Origin of the sequence: Thalassoglobus neptunius (assembly GCF_007859735.1) — a bacterium.
Taxonomy (GTDB): domain Bacteria; phylum Planctomycetota; class Planctomycetia; order Planctomycetales; family Planctomycetaceae; genus Thalassoglobus; species Thalassoglobus neptunius.
In genome coordinates this window covers 1-1,619 of the sequence record NZ_SIHI01000134.1, presented here as the reverse complement: position 1 = coordinate 1,619, position 1,619 = coordinate 1, and the positions used below count along the sequence as shown (strand labels likewise).

Annotated in this window: 1 protein-coding gene; it reads left to right on the top strand. The window is 49.3% G+C overall.

Features of this window, described 5'->3' with window-relative positions; genetic code table 11:
* The first annotated feature begins 997 nt into the window (after positions 1–997).
* Positions 998–1,534, top strand: a complete 537-nt coding sequence (locus KOR42_RS28090; protein WP_146512743.1) for a DUF1587 domain-containing protein — start codon at positions 998–1,000, stop codon at positions 1,532–1,534.
* Positions 1,535–1,619: the final 85 nt, after the last annotated feature.

The window sequence follows — 1,619 nt, the reverse complement described above, 5'->3', positions numbered from 1 at the left end:
GAATCATTTCGATCATCTCCCACTGAAGGTCAGTCAGGTCACTTGGGTACGCTTTTCGAATCGCCTCGGACACCGTGCACTCCTTTGCGTTGATGAACCGCAAAGTGTGAACAAAACCAGACTTTCACAAAACCTCAGTTTCCGGATAGCCTCTTAGTCCCAATTCAGCGAAATTGAGGCCGTTTAACTACACTTTGCTACACCCTCTGCTGAACAAAACCGAGTTCGCTCCAAATGTTGTGTCCGAAGACAGTCGAGTAGTAGACGAATTCCAATTGAATTTTGCGGGGCTCTAAAGTTATTAGTGACTTCTCCTTGGATCAAATTCTGAATTCGATGGTTGTCCTCTGAAATCTTACCAACCGCTTTCGGCATTTTGAGCCTAGTTCGTATACCATCGTGACGTTCGCTTTTTGCATTGCTATTTCCCTTCGTCTTACACACATTATCGTTTGAATTCGCGTGATCGATAGCGTGCTGCAGCACAAACGGAACGTAGCCAACTCCACGTTGAGCATGGCGTGCCGCCAAGCGTCTATCCCTTCGTCGAACGCGTCGTGATTGGCGTAACCGTGATTGATTCAGAAGTGGCCTCTTTAGGTAGTGAGCAGGTTCACGATCGAGTTCGGTCTCGGAACCGACTGCTCCAAGTATCCGCAGGTGCGACAGTAGCTGTTCGCGTTGGCCTACCATCTGGCCACTTTCTTGCTGCATTTGATTTTCCAAAAACGTGTACGGGGTTCCCCTTATGTGACTTTTCCAGATGGCGGAAGTGTTGATTCCTCATCAGTTGCTATGGAAAACAGTACTGCGGATTGTACAATTGAAACAACAAGCCATGTCGTCTAATCGGCGGGTTGGATCATGAGACGATACTCTGGTAGAAGCCCATCAACGCAAAGCAGCGAAGCGTCGATTGGAAACAACAATTTGATGAAGCATGTAACACACTGACTATGCCCGCAGACTAGGACGAAATGGTAAGCTGGCATTAATCATGAGCATGACTCAATTAATAATCCCCGTGCAACTGGCTGTAATTCTCTTGGTTGTTTCGGTGACGCGGGTGTCCGCATCGGAGGAAGTCGGTCGGCTTTTCAAGGGTCATTGTTTCGATTGTCACGATGATGTTTCTCAAGAGGGGAACTTCCAAATCGATCAGCTGTCAACCAAATCCGTCACACATGATTCGGCTAAGACATGGTCCAAGATTCTCCGAAAACTTGAAGCTGGAACGATGCCTCCGCCAATGCAAGAGCGACCGCCAACGAAAGATGTGGCGTCAGTCATCGAATGGACTAAACGCGCGCTCGCCGATGAATCCTCGAATCGGCACGGAAAGGGAGGCTCTCTGACTAGACGTCTGAATCGGCTGGAATACGAGAACACTGTCCATGACCTGCTCGGTGTCGATGTCCCCTTGAAAAACCTGCTTCCCGAAGACGATTTCCAGGATGGCTTCAACACTTCGGCTGAGGCTCTTAGAGTGTCTCCCAACGCCGTTAACCGTATGAAGTCAGTGTTAGGGGTGTGATTTTTTGGGCGAGGAGGTTCAGGTCAGCTGAAGGTGGCTTGATTGTCGGTGGACCGGGTGGTTTGCGAGTTCGACGCTGCGGATA

Excerpts from the sequence above, each read along its gene's own strand:
- KOR42_RS28090 (WP_146512743.1), top strand. The coding sequence starts at position 998 with ATGAGCATGACTCAATTAATAATCCCCGTGCAACTGGCTGTAATTCTC.